The 20,091-nt window shown below is 41.8% G+C and carries 15 protein-coding genes and 1 tRNA gene; 4 read left to right on the top strand and 12 right to left on the bottom strand.

Translation table 11 applies throughout. From position 1 onward, the window contains the following. Window positions 1–14 precede the first annotated feature (14 nt). The 5 genes from nusA to PP181_RS05325 all read right to left on the bottom strand — a co-directional run bounded on the left by nusA (window position 15) and on the right by PP181_RS05325 (window position 4,561). On the bottom strand, window positions 15–1,247 hold the full coding sequence (gene nusA, locus PP181_RS05345) for a transcription termination factor NusA (RefSeq protein WP_138258784.1): 1,233 nt from the start codon (window positions 1,245–1,247) through the stop codon (window positions 15–17). Between the two features lie 12 nt (window positions 1,248–1,259). Beyond that, window positions 1,260–1,721 (bottom strand): ribosome assembly cofactor RimP, encoded by a 462-nt coding sequence (rimP, locus tag PP181_RS05340; RefSeq protein ID WP_272636269.1) that lies wholly within the window; start codon window positions 1,719–1,721, stop codon window positions 1,260–1,262. A gap of 167 nt (window positions 1,722–1,888) precedes the next feature. Then, the gene (locus PP181_RS05335; RefSeq protein ID WP_272636268.1) at window positions 1,889–2,218 is read right to left on the bottom strand and encodes a hypothetical protein; all 330 of its coding nucleotides are present in this window, start codon (window positions 2,216–2,218) and stop codon (window positions 1,889–1,891) included. Between the two features lie 333 nt (window positions 2,219–2,551). Next, a complete protein-coding gene (locus tag PP181_RS05330) occupies window positions 2,552–4,114 on the bottom strand; it encodes a hypothetical protein (protein ID WP_272636267.1) in 1,563 nt (520 codons plus the stop codon). Between the two features lie 376 nt (window positions 4,115–4,490). Then, window positions 4,491–4,561, bottom strand: a tRNA-Gln gene (locus PP181_RS05325). 168 nt (window positions 4,562–4,729) lie between these two features. Here PP181_RS05325 and PP181_RS05320 point away from each other — a divergent pair. After that, a complete protein-coding gene (locus tag PP181_RS05320) occupies window positions 4,730–8,083 on the top strand; it encodes a DUF2723 domain-containing protein (protein WP_272636266.1) in 3,354 nt (1,117 codons plus the stop codon). A 29-nt stretch (window positions 8,084–8,112) separates the two neighbouring features. Here PP181_RS05320 and PP181_RS05315 read toward each other — a convergent pair whose 3' ends face one another. From PP181_RS05315 to PP181_RS05305, 3 genes are all read right to left on the bottom strand, one after another. Continuing rightward, a complete protein-coding gene (locus tag PP181_RS05315; RefSeq protein ID WP_138258789.1) occupies window positions 8,113–8,409 on the bottom strand; it encodes a thioredoxin family protein in 297 nt (98 codons plus the stop codon). Between the two features lie 92 nt (window positions 8,410–8,501). Next, window positions 8,502–9,731, bottom strand: coding sequence for a metallophosphoesterase (locus PP181_RS05310; RefSeq protein ID WP_272636265.1), 1,230 nt, complete (start codon window positions 9,729–9,731; stop codon window positions 8,502–8,504). 57 nt (window positions 9,732–9,788) lie between these two features. Next, window positions 9,789–10,511, bottom strand: coding sequence for a copper homeostasis protein CutC (locus PP181_RS05305; RefSeq protein WP_272636264.1), 723 nt, complete (start codon window positions 10,509–10,511; stop codon window positions 9,789–9,791). Between the two features lie 40 nt (window positions 10,512–10,551). Between PP181_RS05305 and PP181_RS05300 the strand changes: the two genes are divergently transcribed. Both PP181_RS05300 and polA read left to right on the top strand, forming a co-directional pair. Continuing rightward, on the top strand, window positions 10,552–11,547 hold the full coding sequence (locus tag PP181_RS05300; RefSeq protein ID WP_272636263.1) for an isoaspartyl peptidase/L-asparaginase family protein: 996 nt from the start codon (window positions 10,552–10,554) through the stop codon (window positions 11,545–11,547). 73 nt (window positions 11,548–11,620) lie between these two features. Next, the gene (polA, locus tag PP181_RS05295; RefSeq protein ID WP_272636262.1) at window positions 11,621–14,455 is read left to right on the top strand and encodes a DNA polymerase I; all 2,835 of its coding nucleotides are present in this window, start codon (window positions 11,621–11,623) and stop codon (window positions 14,453–14,455) included. A 68-nt stretch (window positions 14,456–14,523) separates the two neighbouring features. On the opposite strand, the gene PP181_RS05290 is transcribed toward polA, so the two are convergent. Next, window positions 14,524–15,084 carry a hypothetical protein gene (locus tag PP181_RS05290; protein ID WP_154917175.1) on the bottom strand — a complete coding sequence of 187 codons (561 nt, stop codon included), beginning with the start codon at window positions 15,082–15,084 and terminating at the stop codon, window positions 14,524–14,526. A 294-nt stretch (window positions 15,085–15,378) separates the two neighbouring features. Between PP181_RS05290 and PP181_RS05285 the strand changes: the two genes are divergently transcribed. Continuing rightward, a complete protein-coding gene (locus tag PP181_RS05285) occupies window positions 15,379–15,708 on the top strand; it encodes a T9SS type A sorting domain-containing protein (protein ID WP_154917176.1) in 330 nt (109 codons plus the stop codon). Here PP181_RS05285 and PP181_RS05280 read toward each other — a convergent pair whose 3' ends face one another. From PP181_RS05280 to PP181_RS05270, 3 genes are all read right to left on the bottom strand, one after another. Next, a complete protein-coding gene (locus tag PP181_RS05280; protein ID WP_272636261.1) occupies window positions 15,709–18,120 on the bottom strand; it encodes a TonB-dependent receptor in 2,412 nt (803 codons plus the stop codon). Window positions 18,121–18,130: 10 nt separating this feature from the next. Further along, entirely contained in the window at window positions 18,131–19,321 is a 1,191-nt protein-coding gene (locus PP181_RS05275; protein WP_272636260.1) for a DUF4249 domain-containing protein, read from the bottom strand. 160 nt (window positions 19,322–19,481) lie between these two features. Continuing rightward, entirely contained in the window at window positions 19,482–19,979 is a 498-nt protein-coding gene (locus PP181_RS05270; protein ID WP_272636259.1) for a lipocalin family protein, read from the bottom strand. Window positions 19,980–20,091: the final 112 nt, after the last annotated feature.

The raw sequence follows: 20,091 nt of genomic DNA, 5'->3' as shown, positions 1-20,091 counted from the left end.
CCGCTAATATATAGCTAATCTTCTAATTCTTCTTTTAGGATACGTACAACTTCTATAATTGTCTCTTCCTCCAAGTCGGTACGTTTTACCAAATCGTCCACGTCCTGTTCCAAAACACTCCTGGCCGTATCCAACCCTATTTTCTTAAACTCCTCAATGATCCAACCATCGATTTCATCGGAGAACTCTGTCAACTCCACATCTTCCTCAACACCTTCCCTGAACACATCGATCTCATAACCGGTCAATTGACCTGCCAGGCGAATATTATGACCTCCTCGACCAATAGCCTTGGACACTTCCTCTGGCTTTAAGTATACCTGAGCGGTCATTTTTTCGTCGTCCAGTTTTACCGAAGATACCCTGGCAGGGCTCAATGCCCTTGTCACCAATAACTGCGGATTGGAAGTCCAGTTGATTACATCGATATTCTCATTGCCCAACTCCCTAACGATTCCATGGATCCGCGACCCCTTCATACCTACACAGGCCCCTACCGGGTCTATCCTGTCATCGTATGAATCTACCGCCACTTTTGCCTTTTCACCAGGAATACGCACCGCCTTCTTAATGGTAATCAAACCATCAAAAACCTCTGGTATTTCCTGAAAGAACAATTGTTCCAAGAACAAGGGAGAGCTTCGGGACATGATGATCGTGGGTTTGGCACCTTTCAACTCTACACTTTCAATGATACCCCTAACATTGTCCCCTTTTCTAAAAAAGTCCGATGGGATCTGTCTGTCCTTTGGAAGAATAATTTCATTGCCCTCATCGTCCAACAAAATAACCGCCTTGTGACGGATATGATGCACCTCAGCGGTATAAATCTCTCCCTCAAGATCTTTAAACTGCTTGTATATGGTGGTATTATCGTGCTCATGGATTTTGGCGATTAAATTTTGACGGAGTGCCAAAATAGCCCGTCTCCCCAAATCGATCAACTTAACCTCTTCAGATACGTCCTCGCCTACTTCAAAATCAGGTTCTATCTTACGTGCCTCGGAAAGGGAAATTTCCTCATTGGGATCTTCCACTTCTCCATCCTCGACTACCACCCGGTTACGCCAAATCTCCAAATCTCCCTTGTCAGGGTTAATAATGATATCAAAGTTATCATCGGACCCAAACTTCTTTTTAAGGGCGTTCCTAAAAACATCCTCCAAAATTGCCATAAGTGTTACCCTGTCTATGAACTTGTCATCCTTAAACTCCGAGAAAGATTCGATTAACGCAATATTTTCCATTGGTTATTACAATTAAAATTTTAATACAACTTTCGCTTTTTTAATATCAGAAAAGGGGATCTCCTCTCTTTTCTGCACTGTAACTTTTCCCTTACCAACAGGTTTGGGCTCCCTAGCTTTCCATTCCAAAACGATATATTCATCATTGGCCTGTGTCAGCTTACCTTCGAATGACGAACCAGAAGTCTCAACCTCCAGTTTTCTTCCTATATTCTTTTTATATTGTCTTGGCATCACCATGGGCGCCGTTGCCCCGGCAGAAGCAACTTCAAGGGAAAAGTCCTCCTCTTCCCGATCCAAATTATGTTCAATGGCCCTACTTATCTTGATACAATCATTTACGGTCACACCGGCATCACCATCGATCACTACCTTAATTTTGTTATCCGGGGACACCGTAAAATCGATTAAAAATAACGAAGGATCTTCTTCCAATCCCTTTTCCAATAAAACCTTAACCTTTTCCTTCAACATAAAAAACCAAGTAATAAAAGAGGGGACAAATTGTCCCCTCACGAATACTTTTATTCTTTCAGTGCTGCAAATATACAATATTCTTTATTGTATGCAATAAGATGTTAGAATTCAATCAAATAATTTAAGAAAACCCCACACAAATTATATTGGAAATAGTTTTATTCTCACCTCATTCCACCTAGCAATTGTGCTGTTTGTGGTTTTCCATCCTGACTATTCAGATCATTAATACTATCGACCTCCCTTCTAAACCTTAGTATCATTAAGGTATCCAATTGACCTTGAATGCTATCGCGCATCATCTGCCAGTTACCGGCGTTCATTTTTTTGTTGTACTCGGTAATTTTATCGAATCTAGATAGATTATACCTATTGGCCTTCCAGGCATGCTGGGTACTCTTTCTATGCTGTAAATCCTGAAGGTAAATGCCTATCCCAAAACCAAGCAAAACAACTAGTAAAATTATCTTTAAGCTTTTAACGGTCAATTTCATAAAAATGCTTCGTTAGGCGGGGTAAAACTAACAGAGACTTGCTAAAATCAGGTTTCTTTTACCGAAAATTCTTAACTCAAATCATGGGCAATATACAACATATGGGATTTGTATTACAAAAATTGTCGATTAGAGGATAGGTTACAACGTTTATCAAGCCTTTTAGAGTAAATAACCCATTTTTCACTGGAATACGAGGAGTAGGGAATATGTTTACAAGAAGAACAGCGAAAAGGTAAACCTATAAATTAGCTTGCAGGGTGTAGCATTGTAAAGTTTCAACACTTTTATGTTAATTGTGGATAATAATTTGAGAAAATTGAACCTCATTAACTATTTAACGATAATACTAATTGATTTATAATCTTTATTTCTATTAAGTCTTCTAAACCCGGTGAATGCACCCTCCTCCATATGAACAGGTATTTCGAAATCCTCCATAGAGAATCTTAAATTTTCAGCACTGTTAAAATCCTTAACATTTAGACCAATAGTATCAAACTTTTCTTGTATTTCCAATGGAATTTCGAAATTCGTAAAAGGCACATTAAATTCAGGGTTATTTCGCATAAAATAATTCCAATCAAAAACAAATGTTCCAGCAGTAGTTGGCAACCTGAAATTAGCAATCATCTGAAATACATCATAATCACCACTGGTTAATACTTTATCACCAGAAAGGCTTGCACTCCAGTCTGGAACTGAGACAGGCCCTAACCCTCTAGTAGTAGATAAAAACTTAGTTTTTTCATCTAAATCCGCACCGAAACTTTGCGTGTAAATTTCATACACATCAAATTGTGGGACTTGGAAAACATTTAACTCAAAGCCTTCAAAACTATTCGTGTAAACTTCGTTAAACTTATCATTTTCATAAGCAACTTGACTTTTATAACCCCTAAGACCAAAAGTAAAGTTATCAATATTAGAAAGAGAACTTACCCCTACTGTACTCGCAACTGAATTAAAATCATTAAAAGAAACCGTGGTGTCTGAGTATTCATTTAAAAAATAATACCTATAATCATCTAAATCATTTTTATTTTCAGAATAATACATCAATAATGGACCCACCGTACTAGAGGATAAAGAAACTGAAGATGAGTAAGTATCAGATTCAAAGTAAAAAGGCCCATTTAAATATTCCCTGCCAAAAAGTTCTATGTTTATTATTTCTTGTACATTGGTAAGACTCAAATCGAATTCTACATCCTTTTCGATATTGGGAATAGACCTTACTTCCAACTGTCCCGAAGACAATGAAACTGAACCAGGACTTAAATCTGAATACGAAACGGCATATCCATTTAATACAGATTCGTTCTTTGGCATTCCAAATAGCGTTACAGTAAAATTTTGTTTCTCAAAACCATCCGGGGCATAAAACCGATTTTCCACAACAGATTCTATTTTTCTAGACTCTATAAGATTTCCATCAATCATATTAATTAATAAATAGTATTCGAGAGTTTCTGACTGAAGGAATGACAATATTTGAATATCCGGGTATACAAACAATAATTTTTGCAGTTGAATACTTTCGGTTAGCTCTCCTTTATTATTGGCCTCATCCAATGACTCAATATTAAGTACATGTTCTCCATTTAAAAAATCAAATGGATCGATTTGAATAGAAAATTCTTTATCCTTTGTACTAAAAACCTGAATATCATCAATTCTTACGGTAGTTGTCACGTTCTCAGAATTATCAGTTATAACGAAAGTAATTTGAGTTACCTCTTCCATAACACCTTCCAAATCATTTGTAACTCTTATAGAAGGTTTTGTAATATCATTTTCCTCTTCTGGAATTACCGGGACAGAACTTTCCTCTGATTTGTTGCAACTAGTTAAAAACAGAAAAGAAATTAGTAAAAACATAAAGGTTTTCAACATAGTAAGTAGTGTTTTAGAAAAAAAACTTATAACCTTAAATTATGATTATAACCAAGCTTTTAAGTATATATTGCCAATATGAACCAATAGCTTTTCAAATTTAACTTTAATCTGTAATTAAAGTTTAATCTTTGAAAAAACACTGAAGCAAAAATAATTTTATCTTCAATTGGTTTAAGAAAACAATTCCTTAAAATGCATTTTGTTTCGATTAGTAGGGAGTATAAAAATGCCAATACACTTTTATCGAGATTGTAAAAACCTGTTGACTCATAAGCACTTCCCTCGACTACGCTCTGGAGAGGCTACTCGTCCCCATAAATCCAAAATTAAAAATCCCAACATCTAGGATGCTGGGATTTCATATTATTATCAGTTGGCCCACTAGGACTCGAACCTAGAATGACGGTACCAAAAACCGGAGTGTTACCATTACACCATGGGCCAATACCTTTAAGAGCGTGCAAATTTAAAACAAAGTTTGGTTTGAACAAACATTTTTTAAGCCAAATAAGCAAAAACACCTATTTCCCTGCCTGTTAAAGGTTTATAAAAATAATGGGTGGGTATCTATATAAATTAGTATTTTCGCCGGATAGCTTTAACCAAGGTTCCATGTTTTCAAAGAACTTCAAAAAATGGGACACCCTTCTTGGGTGGTCCGTCTTTTTTATTGCCTTCATAACTTACTTTATTACCGTTGAGCCAACCAATAGTTTTTGGGATGCCGGGGAGTATATAGCCACATCGGCTAAATTACAGGTAGGGCATCCTCCTGGGGCTCCGTTGTTACAGATGATCGGTGCTTTTTTTTCCATGTTCGCCATGGAACCCAGCCAAGTTGCCATGATGGTCAATTTAGTTTCCGGTGTGTCTAGTGCCTTTACAATCCTGTTCATGTTTTGGACCATTACCAATATTGCGCAAAAATTATTGGACGATATTGAACCCATGACCAATAGCAAGGCAATTGCCATATTGGGAAGTGGTCTTATTGGATCCTTGGCCTTTACTTTTTCAGATAGCTTTTGGTTCAATGCGGTGGAGACCGAAGTGTATGCATCCGCTAGTTTAATCATGGCACTTTTGCTATGGTTGGGACTTAAATGGACAGACAATCTGGACGACCCTAGGGGCGACCGTTGGCTCGTGCTAATTTCCTTTGTTGTTGGCCTTACCTTTGGAGTGCAGTTCATGGGCTTCTTGGCGATTCCGTCCATTGGACTACTTTACTATTTTAAGACCTATAAAAAGACCACTGTTAAAAATTTCCTTTTGGCCAATATCATCGTTATTGCCATTTTGATGTTGGTCTATAAATTCTCCCTTACCTATGTACTGATGTTTTTCGGGTGGGGCGAGGTATTCTTCATCAATACCATCGGCCTCCCATTCAATTCGGGTTCCATAATTATCGGACTTTTGTTTATTGGGGCCTTTTATTTCGGCCTTAATTACACAAGAAAGAACAATTACAAGGTTGCAAATACCATAGTGCTTTGCTTGATGTTTCTTTTTCTAGGGTTCTCATCTTGGTTAATGCTTCCCATACGTGCCAATGCACAGGTGGTCATCAATGAAAACAATCCGGAGGATGCCCGGGCACTTTTGGCCTACTACAACAGGGAGCAATATCCCGGGGTAGACAGCCCTGTTTACGGTTCGTATTATTCAGATATGTTCGCTCCCGCAGGTGAGGATAGGGACGGCACCCCCAAGTATGAAAAGGATTATACCTTGGGGAAATATATTATCGTAAACAAATACAAAAATTCTGAACAGGGTCCCAATCCAGACCATCAGGGCTTATTACCCAGAATGTGGAGCTCACAGCATGCTTCCAACTACATGCAGTATTTTGGCCCGTTGGATTTTAAGATGACGGAATACAATGCAGATTTGGCCGAAGCCATCAATCAAGTGAAGACAGGCTTTGAAAATGGTGAAATAGATGCGGACCAATACATTAGCTTTATAAAAAGATTCAGCGATTATATTGAAGTACAGCCACCTACGGTTTGGGACAACATTAAATACATGTTCGAATTCCAGTTCAGCTACATGTATATGCGCTATTTCATGTGGAACTTTGTTGGAAAACAGAACGATGTTCAAGGCCGATACAATGACAACGGAAACTGGCTCAGTGGTATCAACTTTATCGACAGTGCAAGATTGGGTAGCCAAGACAATCTGCCAAGTGACATCCTGAACAATCCGGGTAGGAATACCTACTTCTTTTTACCGCTCCTGCTGGGAATCATTGGGTTGGTTTTTCAAGTGTCCAAAGACCCTAAACAGTTCTGGGTGCTCATGGTCTTTTTCCTTTTTACCGGTATTGCCATACAGTTTTACACCAATCCCTATATTTTTCAGCCAAGGGAACGTGACTATTCCTTGGTAGGGTCCTTTTATGTATTCGCTATTTGGATAGGCCTTGGCGTATATGGACTCTACGACGGATTCAAGGATTGGATCACACCAAAGATTTTGGCGCCTGTGGTCGTGGTGGCGTGTCTTTTTGCGGTTCCCACCGTGATGGCCGTTCAGAACTGGGACGACCATGACCGCTCCAACAGGTTTACGGCAAATTCATCCGCAAAATCATATTTGGACTCCTGCCAGGAAGATGCCGGGGCCATTTTGTTCACCATCGGGGATAATGACACCTTCCCGTTATGGTACGCCCAAGAAATAGAAAAATACCGTACGGATGTCCGTATCGTTTGTACAAGCTTGTTCGAAACGGATTGGTACATAGATCAAATGAAGCGAAAGGCCTACGATAGCGACCCGATTCCTTCGCAGATCGAACACGACAAATATCGATTTGGTTCCAGGGATGTTTTATATCATCAAGGTATTACGGAAAACAGGTGGCCCATCAAGGATTTCATCAATTGGATCGATAGTGACAAACCGCGCACAAAATTGGGTTATTTGTTGGAACAACAGGGTGCTGATTTAAGTAACTATTCAGAAAATACCCAGAACATGGTATACTACCCAACGAACAAAATCCGTGTTCCTGTAAACAAAAAGAATGTTTTGGAAAGTGGTTTGGTAAAACCGAAGGATTCCGCCATAATCGTGGATTATATCGATATCAACTTACCCAGTGTCATTACCAAAAAGAGCATGATGATGTTGGACATCCTTGCCAACAATGACTGGAAAAGACCCCTCTATTTCTCTGGAGGAAGTTTTGACGATGCGGAATACCTTTGGATGAAGGACTATCTGCAATTGGACGGCCTGGCCTATAAATTGGTTCCTATTAGAACCGAAAGACCCAACTCCTTTGAAATGGGCCGTATTGATACAGATTTGATGTACGACATCGTAACAAAATGGGACTGGGGCAACGCCGGCGACAAGAATATTTACCATGACACCCAAACGAGGATTCAAAGTGTAAGTTACAGAGGAAACCTCGCCCGATTGATGGAAGCCCTAATTAAAGAGAACAAGATGGACAGGGCCAAGGAAATTATCGAAATTTCCTTGACCAACATGCCCGTAGAAATTTTTGGTTATTATTCACTGGTTGAGCCTTTTGTGGATGGTTATTACAAAGTTGGGGAAACTACCAAGGCTCGAGAGTTGTTCGGGGTCTTAAAGAAAAAATATCAGGAACGTTTGGAGTACTATGCTTCCACAAGTTTGGACGAACAATACAGTAATATTGACGATATCATAGCCGATATGGAAGCCTACCGAAGAAACATCGATACCGTAATCGCCAACGATGAAAAGGATTTTGCGGAAAAAGAGACTTTGATATTCAACGAGTACATAGACAAATTCCAACATTTTTACAAGGACGAGGATAGTTTTGAAATGCCCGAAGGCGAATATCAGGACGACCCGGATATGATAATAGATACCTTGCCCATGAGCGATACAATCAGTACGGATAAAACTACGACCGATTTACTGCAGGATACCATTGGCAACCCGATCGAATAAAAATGGTGAAGGAAAATTAAAAACTGCCGCTAAACGTACTCGTTTAGGATGCCTATGAGGGTTTTTGCGTCTTGCTCGCCACTTTGGCGCCAGACCATTTCGCCCTTTTTATAGATCATTAAGGTGGGAAGACCTTTAACACGCAATGCCTGGGAAAGTTCCTTGTTTTTGTCCACATCGATTTTTATGACCTTACCTTTGTCTCCCAAGGCAGCGGCCACATCGCGCAATACGGGATGCATGGCAGTGGATTGTTCGTTCCATTCTGCATAGAAATCCAACAGCACGGGAACGTTCAAGTCTATAAGTTCACCAAATTTAGACATAGAATCGGCTTTGCGTTATAAGCCAAATGTAGTAAAAAATGTTAAAATACAACGTCGGCCCCATGTATTGTGTAGAACGGGCCAAGTTAAAATCATGTTAAGGTCTTTTTTTTAAGGGTGAGTACCGTAATTTCCGGCCAAATGCCCACCCTTCCAGGATAGCCCAAAAACCCGAAGCCCCTATTGACGTTAATAAACTGCCCCAACTCCTTATAGATGCCCGCCCAATGCGGATAGCGCCATTTGACGGGGCTCCATTTCACCCAGCCGGGTATCTCTATCCCAAATTGCATTCCGTGAGTATGCCCGCTTAAGGTCAAGTGATAGTGCTTTTCGTCATGCAATACTTCTTCGGACCAATGGGAAGGGTCATGGCTCATTAAAATGGTAAAATCGTTAGGATGTATTTGTGCTGAAGCCTTTTTAAGGTCGCCGGCTTTTTTGAAACCACCTTTTCCCCAATTTTCCACTCCAACCAGGGCAATACGGTCCTGCCCTTTTTGCAGGTATCTGTGTTCGTTGAGCAAAAGGTCAAACCCCATATTCCGTTGCAAGTCCTTCAAATCCTGTAAATTCTTCTGTTTAGAGGCCTCCGTTTCCCATGCGATGTAATCCCCGTAATCATGGTTGCCCAACACGGAAAACTTACCATCCTTGGCCTCCAAGGTGCTGAACAAATCGGCCCAAGGGAGCATTTCCTCGGTCTTGTTGTTTACCATATCTCCCGTAAAAAGTAGTAAATCGCTTTTTTGTTGATTGATAAGTTTCACTCCGTATTCGATTTTATTCCGGTCGTCAAAACTACCACTATGAATGTCCGATATTTGGGTGATCTGGTAACCGTCAAAACTATCCGGCAGATCTTCGAATTCCAAGGTATACTTCAGCACCTTGAAATTATACTTGCCCTTGTACATGCCGTACAAAAGGGCGCCAAAAGGCAAAGCGGCTATCCCCAAGGCAATCATACCCAAAAAGCGTCTCCTTTCGGGGAGGGTGAACGCCTTGGATGCCCCAAAGAGTTTTTGGTATACGCCAGAAAGGATTCTGAAAATATCTTCGGAAAACAAAAAGAGTATGATGACCAACTTAAAGGACAACATCGTCAGTAAAAAGCCAAAGGCATAACTTTTAGGCCTGCTCAACACACGACCCGCCTCCTCCCCTGCAGTAAACTGATAAATAAAATTGACCAGGATGGCCAATGACACCAAAATATAAACCAGATAGACCCAAGGTTGCCTGAACAAGGCCCGTAAGGCCTGAACAATATAAAAACTCAGTCCTAGGTAAATCAGTACAAAAACTATCCAGCGGAGCATTCCTTTCTTTTTTACAAATATATTTTATGCACGACGGGAAAGTGGTGCATTTGGATTTTATTTAACCTTATCGACCACGGCTTTTATCGTTTCAAAGTTTGAAAACCCCAGCTTATCATCGTTCAAAAAGGATGCCGAGTTCATGGAGATGTGAGGCGGTGAGGTCAATGTTTGTCGGAACTTGGTACCCGACAAATGCACCGCCTCAAAGCCCGCTTCCAGAAAGGACCGGACATTTTCCTCGTTGATACCGGAACCTGGCATGATCGCCACATTCGGAAATAATCGTTTCAAATCCCTCAAAAGTGCCAATCCTTCCAAGGCGGACTTTCCCTGACCTGAAGTAAGCACATAATCCACCTTCAAATCCGCCAGCGTTTCCATCGTTTTTTCCGGATCTTTCACCCAATCGAAGGCCCTGTGAAAGGTAAACTTCATCCCTTGTGCGGCCTCCATCAACATGGCCGTCCGTGCTACGTCCAAGGTATAATCAGCATGCAATACGCCGGATACGACACCTTCAACACCCAACTTTCTGCACACGGCAATATCCTCGAGAATTACCTTGAATTCAGCATTGGAATAGGTAAAATCGCCACTTCGGGGTCGGATCAATACATGAACGGGTAGGGAACACTTTTCCTTGATGCATTTTAACAACCCATAGGAAGGTGTGATACCGCCCACGGCCAATTCGGAACACAGTTCTATTCTATCGGCTCCCGCCCTCTCTGCATTAAGGGCAGATTCAACTGAATTTGCACAGACTTCTACGAGCATCTTCTTATATTTAATTTCTTAAAAGTAAAGAACCAAAGCAATGCAACGAAGAAAGTTTTTAAAAAATTCCGGGGCCCTTACTGCAGGCATGTTGGCAACTCCCATAATAGCGGCACCTAACGACTATGCAAATAACCAAAAATCAATCGATACCCAATCAACCGCAACTATTCCTATCGCCATCTGCACCTGGGATTTTGGTAATGCCACGTCAAAGGCCTGGGAAGTATTGAATGCGGGAGGAAGTTCCCTGGATGCCGTTCACCAGGGCGTGATGGTTGAAGAGAACAATCTGGACAACCAAACGGTGGGCAATGGTGGCAGGCCGGACCGGGATGGAAACGTAACCCTGGATGCCTGCATCATGGACAAGGATGCCAATTGCGGGGCCGTTTTGGCCATTCAAAATATTGCCAATCCCATTTCAGTAGCGCGAAAGGTCATGGAAGAGACGCCCCATGTCATGCTGGTTGGGAAAGGAGCGGAACAGTTCGCCTACGAGCAAGGTTTTGAAAAACAAAATTTGTTGACGGAGCAATCAAAAAAGGAATGGGAGGAGTGGAAAAAAACATCGCAGTATAAACCTATCATCAATATTGAGAACCACGATACCATTGGAATGTTGGCCATAGACGAAAAGGGAGATATCGCAGGTGCCTGTACCACGAGCGGCATGGCCTATAAAATGGCCGGGCGCGTGGGCGATTCCCCCATAATAGGTGCCGGACTCTTTGTGGATAATGAGGTGGGTGGGGCCACGGCCACGGGGGTCGGCGAAGAAGTGGTACGAACCGTGGGCAGTTTTTTGATCGTGGAACTGATGCGCCAGGGAAAATCGCCCCAAGAAGCCTGCGAAGAAGGCGTAAAACGTATCATTGACAAGAACAAGGACAAGCAGGATTTCCAAATTGGGTTTATCGCCATCAATAAAAAAGGGGAAACGGGCGCCTATTGCATACATCCAGGATTTACCTATAGAACCTACACCAAAGATGGGCATTTGAATAATCCCTCGGGTAGTTATTTAAAATCCTAGGATCAATTGCCCATACCTTTAGCGCATTAAAACAAACTTCGTAATTTTAACCCCACACCTATAATTTTCAAAAATGTCGGAACAAAAAAGACTGTTTTTACTGGACGCCTACGCCTTAATTTTTCGTGGCTATTATGCACTGATAAAAAACCCAAGAATCAATTCCAAGGGGATGGACACCAGTGCCATTATGGGTTTTATGAATTCCCTGTTCGATGTGATAAAGCGCGAAAAACCGGACCATTTGGCCGTCTGTTTTGACAAAGGTGGCAGTACTGAGAGAACGGAACTTTTCCCGGAATACAAAGCTAATAGGGATGAAACACCCGATGCCATCCGGATTGCGATACCCTATATCCAGGATATCCTAAAAGCTATGCATATACCTTCGGTTATTTTGGAAGGTTGGGAAGCGGACGATATCATAGGCACCTTATCAAAACAGGCCGAAAAAGAAGGCTATAAAGTGTTTATGGTAACTCCAGATAAGGATTTTGGGCAGCTGGTATCCGAAAATATTTTTATGTACCGACCCGCACGTATGGGCAACGGAATCGAGATATGGGGAATTCCAGAGGTCCAAAAACGCTTTGGGGTAGAACGCCCGGAACAGGTAATCGATTACCTGGGCATGATGGGCGATGCCAGTGACAATATCCCCGGCCTGCCCGGTGTAGGAGACAAAACGGCCAAAAAATTCATTGAGCAGTTCGGGTCCTTGGAAGGGCTTTTGGAAAATGCGGACCAGTTGACAGGCAAAATGAAGGAAAAAGTCATTGAAAATGCCGAGTTGGGCCGACTCTCCAAAAAACTGGCTACCATTTGCACGGATTGCGACGTTACTTTTAATGCCGAGGACTATGAACTTTCCGTTCCGGATAGCGAGGCCGTCCAAAAAATATTCGAGGAGCTGGAGTTCAGGAGGCTTAAGGAGCAATTCATCAAAATATTCTCAGGGGAAGAGGACACTACGGAAACCCAAGTGACCAGCACGGAAACGGCTCAAAAAATAGCCGCTTCCGCAGGCAGTGGCCAATTTTCCCTTTTTGGTGGGGATGGGGCTTCCCCAGCAACCATCAAGGATACTTCCAGTAGAAATACCATTGCCGATGTTCCCCATGTGTATCAAAGTGTGGCCTCGGGAATGGCCATGAAGTTGTTCCTACAGAATTTAATGAAACAGACCTCCGTCTGCTTTGATACGGAAACCACTTCCATCAATCCTTTGGAGGCGGAATTGGTAGGTATCGCCTTTTCCTGGGAGGCGACAAAGGGTTTTTATCTTCCGTTTCCAGAGGAACGGGACAAGGCCCAAGAACTCATCGAGGAGTTACGCCCGTTTTTTGAATCGGAGAATATTGAAAAAATCGGCCAGAACCTAAAATATGACATTAAGGTCTTGGACAAGTATAATATCAAAGTTCACGGTAGACTTTTTGATACGATGTTGGCCCATTACCTCATCAATCCGGATATGCGCCATAATATGGACGTACTCTCCGAAACCTATCTGAACTATACCCCCATTTCCATAACGGAGCTCATCGGCAAAAAGGGAAAAAACCAGCTTTCCATGCGGGAAGTACCTTTGGAAAAACAAACGGAATATGCCGTGGAGGATGCGGATATCACCTTTCAACTCGCCCAACATTTTAGACCGGAATTGGCGGAAGCCAAAACGGACGGACTTTTTGGGGATATAGAAATACCCTTGTTAAGGGTCTTGGCCGATATGGAACTGGAAGGCATCAATTTGGACATCGATTTTTTAAAGTCCCTTTCCAAAGATCTTGAGAACGATATCGCCAATCTGGAACAGCAAATTTATGAGGCCGCCGGGGAAGAATTCAATATCGGTTCGCCCAAACAGCTGGGCGAAATCCTTTTTGATAAAATGAAGTTGGTGGACAAACCTAAGAAAACCAAGACGGGGCAATATTCCACGGCAGAAGACGTACTTTCCTATCTGGCCAAGGACCACGAAATCATTAGGAATGTACTTGATTACAGGGGGCTTACCAAACTCAAAAGCACCTATGTGGATGCCTTGCCGGAACAGGTAGAACCTTCTACGGGCAGGGTACATACGGATTATATGCAAACCGTTGCGGCTACCGGACGTTTGAGCAGCAACAACCCCAACCTACAGAATATTCCCATTAGAACGGAAAGAGGTAGACAGGTACGAAAAGCCTTTGTCCCAAGAAATGGGGATTATACCTTACTGGCAGCGGATTATTCCCAAATAGAACTGCGCATCATTGCCGCCCTAAGCCAAGAGGACACCATGATCGAGGCCTTCAAAAACGGGGAGGACATCCATGCATCCACGGCCTCCAAGGTTTTTAACGTACCCTTGGAAGAAGTAACGCGGGAGCAACGAAGCAATGCCAAGACCGTAAACTTTGGAATTATTTATGGGGTTTCGGCCTTTGGGCTAAGCAATCAGACGGACCTATCGCGTTCAGAATCCAAAGATTTGATAGACACCTATTATAAAACCTATCCGAAGCTTAGAAACTATATCAGCGAACAGGTGGATTTTGCCCGTGAGCACGGATACGTACAGACCGTTCTGGGCCGTAGGCGCTATCTAAAGGACATCAACGGAAGCAATGCGGTTGTTAGAGGTGCCGCCGAACGAAACGCCGTGAATGCCCCCATACAAGGAAGCGCGGCCGATATCATTAAAATAGCCATGATCAATATCCACAAGAAATTGATCGAGGGCGGATACAAATCCAAAATGCTGCTTCAGGTACACGATGAATTGGTTTTTGACATTTACAAGCCCGAACTGGAAACCCTAAAACAGGTAATTAAATCCGAAATGGAGAATGCGTATGAATTGGCCGTTCCCCTGGATGTTGAACTGGGTATGGGAGAAAACTGGCTGGTAGCCCATTAAAATCGGTAGATATAGAAACAAAAAGGCACCCTTCTAGGGTGCCTTTACTTTTATTTTTTGCGCAAGTCTTAATTCAAACTATTGGCCCACTTATGGGACATAGTTTTAGACCTTTTAAAAAGGTTCAAAAGGGGTTTAAAATAACTGGCCAAGGAATATGGTTCAAAATCGAATCGTAGGATAACTTTTTTGGAATCATTTCCGGTGATGGCCAATCCATTTTGTATTTTGAAATCCATATACGGAAAACCATAAACCGCCTCCATATCCTTTTCTTTATTAATAAAATAATTTCCTTTTCCATTTAGGTAGAAACGGAATGTACTATAATTCCGAACAGGAAGATCCAAAGCCTCCTTGGTCTTTAAATACAAACCTGTATGCATCCCCTTTAGGTTCAAAGCCTTGTTGCCCTTGAAATTGGGCATTTCATGTTCTTTGCCCGCATTGTCCAAAACGGAGATATGGGAAACGTTCAATAACATTTCGGACACGCCCCTATCAATGGCTATGTCATTTATTAAGGTCAATTCTTCAATCCTATTTCCTTTGTTGTCCCATTGATCCATCATATCCAAAGAGAATGGTATCGATTGCCAAATTGTTGGGTATACTCTTCTATATTTCATAACGCTGTATATTAAAATTATACGGTACAAAATTCAGAATCGTTTTTGGGGGCAAAAACAAGAATCTTCACCTATTTCTATGCTATATTAACCTGATTGGCCAATTTTAACAAGATATTAGGTCAAAATAACATTTTATTGGCACCGCCAAAGGGTTGAATACCCCGAGGCAGTCTACTCATGATTAAGGCGTATCCCAAAAGCCATCAAATCAAAAAGTTAATTACTCTTAAAAAGATACTATTTTGAATTTATAAGGCGTTCTAGGTATTGTTTCTAAAGGTTGGCAGTGCTATGAAAAGAATGATTTTTGTTTCGCTTTGTTTGTTTAGCACCTTGCTATTTTCACAACAGAAAAAGGCTGTGGACGATGCATCTGCCGAAAAGGAAATAATAATCTTCCCAAATCCCGCTACTACGGTCGTAAATATTCTCGGCCTCAAGAACGCACCACAGGCTTCCATTGTTCTATCGGACACGTATGGAAATACATTAAATAGTTATCAGTGGGAAATAAAGAACAATGCCTTGAACATTCCAGTTGCAAACCTCGACCCCGGAATTTACCTGCTTTCCATCCGTTCATCGGAACAAAAGGTTCAGAAGAAGTTCGTAAAGCAATAATTAGTCGAAAACAAAATTATAGGTCAGTGCCAGTAAGGGGCTATTCAGAACGGAAAGTTCGTAAGACCCCAATGGACTATCCAGGAAAACCGCACCATCCTCGGCGCCCTGTCTTTGTGTGTAGTACACATTAAATGGATTTCTCCTACCATACACGTTGTAAATGGTAAAAATCCAATCCCCTTTCCATTTTCGGTTGGGGTTTTTACCGTAAGATACCTTCCATGAAAAATCCAGCCTGTGGTACGGGCGTAATCGGGCATTATTTCTTTCCAAAAATATAGGGACGTCCAAATCCTCGATTTTAAAAACGCTGTTGGCTACCGTATAGGGCCTACCTGTTTGTGCGGTAAAATTGAAACTCCATGTATTGTAGGGATCGCCCTCAAAATTAACCGTTCCGTTGAATACATGAGGTCGGTCAAAATCAGATGCAAACCATTCGTTATTGTTGATTCTATCCGCCAAACGTTCATTTTGGGACCGTAATAAACTTCTGGACCATGTATAGTTGAACCATCCATTGAATTTACCCTTGGGTTTCCTAAAACTCAATTCTACCCCGTACGCCTTTCCTTCTGCCTGAACGATATCCCGCTCCAAATATTCCTGCAAAAAGAAGTCGGCACCCGGTTTATAGGTAAGATTGTTATCCGAGGTCCTATAATAGCCCTCCAAACCGAGTTCAATGGTATTGTCCGCTACACCTGTATAAATACCAAAACCATACGCGTCGCTACTTTGGGGAACGATATTGGGGTCCGAAGTCTTCCAACGTGAGGTAGGCAAAGGGGTCGTTGAATTATACACATTTTGTAGGTATTGGTTCAATCTAGCAAAACTCGCCTTGATGGAGGTTACTTCCCCAAGTTTATAGTTTAGTCCCACCCGAGGCTCCAAATCGTTATACGTTTTTACACCGGCACCTTTCTCAAAAAAGGTGGTTCCCAAAAGTTCTCCCGTAATATCATCAAAAGAACCCTGGGTATAAGGACCCACAAACACAAAATGATTAAAACGCAGGCCTGCGGAAAATTTAAGCCGCTCACCCAACAACCAATTCAGATTTCCATAGCCCGAAAAAACATAACTATTCTCCTGCGCCAAATCAACGGGCAAAATACTATTGCCATTGCCAGGGTCTAGATTGCCAGGTTGAATGGTGTACTTATTGATTTGGACCCCAGCGTAGTAATCAATCTTTTCATTTATGGTATTTGTCAATTCCGAAATAAAGCTTAAATAATTAATGCCAGAGTCAAACTCTATTTCATTATCGCTCTGTTGTTCTGGAAAAATGGTTTTGGGATTATAATCGCTCATCACCAACAAGGTCCTAAGAATACGGTCATTGCTAAAACTATGTGTCCAATTAAGGGTGCCGTTCAATGTCCTAAAATCAAATTGGTTATTTTCCGCATTGATATTTTGGATCTTGGTTATCAGATCCAACTGATAGAAATCCTTTGTGAAAAAGCCCGTAAAGGATATCTGGTCCTTTTCCGTGGGCAAATACAATAGTTTTAGGGTAGCATCCTGAAAATTGGCCTTGGTATTCTTTAAACGTTCAGAAAATAGTGGCAACAGGAAATCCGTAAAACCCGCCCTGCCCCCAAGGCTCATCATCAATTTATCCTTTATCAATGGAGTTTCAATGGCCAACCGACTTGAAATGATACCAACTCCGCCGCTCAATTTAAATTTATTCGTATACGGATTTTTGACCTTTACATCCAATACGGAAGTTGTTCTTCCTCCATATCGGGAAGGAATATTTGCCCGATACAAATCTACGGATGAAACCGATTCTGGAGTAAATACCGAAAACAAACCGAATAAATGGGTGGGATTAAAAACAGGCGCATAATCATAAAGTAAAAGGTTTTGGTCCAAGGAACCGCCCCGTACCGATAGTCCGTTACTAAGTTCACCAGCGTTGTTTACGCCCGCTAACAATGTCATACCCCGCAGCACATCGAACTCTCCGATCGCGGCCGGTATTTTTTTAAGCTCTTGGGCATTCAGTTCCAAAGCACCCATTTGTGGGGTTTCCAAATTATCCAAAATACGTTTGGCACGGACCACAACCTCGGAGAGCTCTTCTTCCTGTGGCCATAATTTAACCGTAATCACCTTACTTTGATTTAGGCCGATATTTAAAACTTCTTTGGTATACCCTATATAATTTACGGTAGCCGTATAATCCCCACGCGGCAAATCGATTGAAAACCTACCGGCCTCATTGGTAATACCCCCACAGCTACAAGGAGTTATGGAAATCTGTGCGTTTTCCATGGGAAGATTCGTCTCTTCGTTTAGCACTATAAGGGAAAAGGTGAAATCCTGGGCACGGCATACGAAAGCCGAAAAAAGTACTAATACAATTAAAACGGATTGGGTTTTTAGTGTCATTTTCTATGTTTTACTGCCAACCCTCCGGTTCATTAGCGGTTCTATATCTCGATTCTTCACATGGGGCCAAATTGGTGGCAGGAGGGGGATAGGGTGAACCTATGGTAGGTTCCAAGGACACTGCTGGTGGCTGTCTGGTCGCAATAGCAGCTTCGTTGATAAGTTCCCTTTCCACATACACATTGACTACAGAAGAAGCGGCCGCGGTAAACCTGCCCAATACAATTTCCTGAGAATCATTAGCATTGTAAAGATTACCAATTAAGGCCGCTGGCGGCGGGGCATTAAACCCGGAGGCATTGTCCACAATATCCTTCAAAACCTTGTAATATTTATGGGCAGCGGGGGTCAAGGAGAATTGTTGTACCTCTACTACCATGTTTTCCTTAGTGTATAGTGGTAAGGAGCCCACTTCCAAATTGGCCACCGTTTTGCCGTTGGAAAATGTATCATCAAAGATATTTACAGATTCCGGATATCTAATGGTCCAACATTCCGTTTCGCAGATATAGTCGAAGTATCTGTACAATCTACCACTCAAATCATACGGGATACAACCTCCATCTCTATAAATACCCTCGTTACAACGTATGCAATAGTCCAAATTTTCAAAGGAGCGATAACTCCAATAGTAATTGTTCTCAGAATTTGGAGGATCATCAAAACTGACTGAAATCTTGTGCCCAGGTATGAATCGGTTTGCCGAGGGCCTAAACTCCAACTCTGGATCGTAATCGATTGAAACATCGGTTATGGGTACAGGGGTTAAAACAATCTCAGGCTCCGACTCGTACACAGTGCCATTGGGCATGACCACAATAAGCTTCCAACGTTCACCAGGTGCCACCTTAAAATCCTGAGGCGAAAGGTAGGCGTCCTCGGATTCAATAAAACTGACCGTTTGTCCCGTATCCAGGTTTTCAACATTTACGGAAGCCCCGGTTATGAATTCCAAACCCCTAACCCCAAATTCCGTCACAGATTCATTTATGCCAACATAGGAAGCACCGGCATTGGAACTGGCAAAACCCTCAATAAAAATAAGGCCATCCTCATAATCAAATTCCGGCGGAACGGGATCGACACACCCAACAGGCAAAAAAGAAAAAACCAGGATTCCGGCAAGGGGCCTCACAAGAAAATCAAAAAAAATACGGTTGACAAATTTGCTTTTGAATGTGAGCGACCGAATGGGTATCATAATAAAAATGTAAAATCAAACTTTTTTTGCACTACTGCAAAGAAGGGAAAGATACCATTTTAAATGATATGACCATTTTTAAAATGGTCGTATCATCTTTTGGTACTGAACAAAAAAACCTCCCAATTTCTTGGAAGGTTTTAGCATCGAGATTTGTTATTTATCGTCGTTGAAAGACCAATTGTCCTTCCTCATCAAATTCCGGGATTTGGAGATCCTCGGCATCTACCAGCATGGTATCCCCGTTAATGGTTACATTGACTTCCACTACCTCTCCATTTACGTTCACAAAACTTACCATATTATTTTCGTAGGTATAGGTACTTGTCTCGGTTTCAAAGGTTGTGGGGCATGGAATATCGAAACCAGAGGTTGTATCAATCTCCAAATAATCGGTTGAATTTGTTGCCGATGCCGTCAAATCGGCATTAAACTGTAACGTTATAATAGTACAGTTTTGATCCGTTAGGTATGCAAGGGCTTCCCTGGCAAAAATGGCATTGTCACTTGCCGTATTTTCATCGACACGAAGCTCGGTCGCCTCCCAGGCACCCACAATATTTGCAGTTGGATCAATATCTGAGCCGTTCCCTTTGTCGGAACTACAGGAAATGGCCAAAAAGGCTGTTGTAAGAATCGTCAAATACGTCTTTTTCATTTGTTTATTTTTATTGTTTGTCATAGATCATGCTTTGGCTACGTTCAGCACAGTGTTGTAATTATTCACATCATTTCATTTGTTTAGCATGGGTGTTCAAGGATCTTCGATT

Origin of the sequence: Maribacter sp. PR66, from assembly GCF_028464205.1 — a bacterium.
Taxonomy (GTDB): domain Bacteria; phylum Bacteroidota; class Bacteroidia; order Flavobacteriales; family Flavobacteriaceae; genus Maribacter; species Maribacter flavus.
This window is presented reverse-complemented; position numbering and strand designations above follow the sequence as displayed.

Coding starts and splice junctions, on each gene's coding strand:
- PP181_RS05320 (WP_272636266.1), top strand. CDS start 4,730: ATGTTTTCAAAGAACTTCAAAAAATGGGACACCCTTCTTGGGTGGTCC.
- PP181_RS05310 (WP_272636265.1), bottom strand. CDS start 9,731: ATGCTCCGCTGGATAGTTTTTGTACTGATTTACCTAGGACTGAGTTTT.
- rimP (WP_272636269.1), bottom strand. CDS start 1,721: ATGTTGAAGGAAAAGGTTAAGGTTTTATTGGAAAAGGGATTGGAAGAA.
- PP181_RS05300 (WP_272636263.1), top strand. CDS start 10,552: ATGCAACGAAGAAAGTTTTTAAAAAATTCCGGGGCCCTTACTGCAGGC.
- PP181_RS05330 (WP_272636267.1), bottom strand. CDS start 4,114: ATGTTGAAAACCTTTATGTTTTTACTAATTTCTTTTCTGTTTTTAACT.
- PP181_RS05305 (WP_272636264.1), bottom strand. CDS start 10,511: ATGCTCGTAGAAGTCTGTGCAAATTCAGTTGAATCTGCCCTTAATGCA.
- PP181_RS05290 (WP_154917175.1), bottom strand. CDS start 15,084: ATGAAATATAGAAGAGTATACCCAACAATTTGGCAATCGATACCATTC.
- PP181_RS05280 (WP_272636261.1), bottom strand. CDS start 18,120: ATGACACTAAAAACCCAATCCGTTTTAATTGTATTAGTACTTTTTTCG.
- nusA (WP_138258784.1), bottom strand. CDS start 1,247: ATGGAAAATATTGCGTTAATCGAATCTTTCTCGGAGTTTAAGGATGAC.
- polA (WP_272636262.1), top strand. CDS start 11,621: ATGTCGGAACAAAAAAGACTGTTTTTACTGGACGCCTACGCCTTAATT.
- PP181_RS05335 (WP_272636268.1), bottom strand. CDS start 2,218: ATGAAATTGACCGTTAAAAGCTTAAAGATAATTTTACTAGTTGTTTTG.
- PP181_RS05270 (WP_272636259.1), bottom strand. CDS start 19,979: ATGAAAAAGACGTATTTGACGATTCTTACAACAGCCTTTTTGGCCATT.
- PP181_RS05285 (WP_154917176.1), top strand. CDS start 15,379: ATGAAAAGAATGATTTTTGTTTCGCTTTGTTTGTTTAGCACCTTGCTA.
- PP181_RS05275 (WP_272636260.1), bottom strand. CDS start 19,321: ATGATACCCATTCGGTCGCTCACATTCAAAAGCAAATTTGTCAACCGT.
- PP181_RS05315 (WP_138258789.1), bottom strand. CDS start 8,409: ATGTCTAAATTTGGTGAACTTATAGACTTGAACGTTCCCGTGCTGTTG.